Source organism: Mesorhizobium sp. M2E.F.Ca.ET.219.01.1.1 (assembly GCF_004016445.2).
GTDB lineage: Bacteria > Pseudomonadota > Alphaproteobacteria > Rhizobiales > Rhizobiaceae > Mesorhizobium.
Window position 1 is genome coordinate 1 of the sequence record NZ_SADT02000269.1, and the last position, 287, is coordinate 287.

The window sequence follows — 287 nt, forward strand, 5'->3', positions numbered from 1 at the left end:
CGACGCGGGCGATGACGGTGATCCTGCGCAAGCTTGCCGGGTTCTCCGGCCTGCTGCATGAGAACATGTACCGCTTCACCGGCTGGCGCTTCCTCGAAATCGGCCGGCGGCTCGAGCGCGGCATCCAGATCGCCCGCATGCTCGCCCGGCTGACCAGGAAAGGCGCGCCGGACGGCGCGCTCGACATGATGCTGGAGATCGGCGACAGCGTCATGACCCATCGCCGGCAATATCCGGTGCAGGCCGGGCGGCGCACGGTGATCGATCTGCTGGCGCTCGACCCGCTC

1 protein-coding gene is annotated in these 287 nt (G+C 68.6%); it reads left to right on the forward strand.

The genetic code is table 11. From position 1 onward, the window contains the following. Positions 1–287 (forward strand): alpha-E domain-containing protein (locus EN862_RS35790; RefSeq protein WP_193771654.1); only part of this gene is annotated, 287 nt, incomplete at both ends.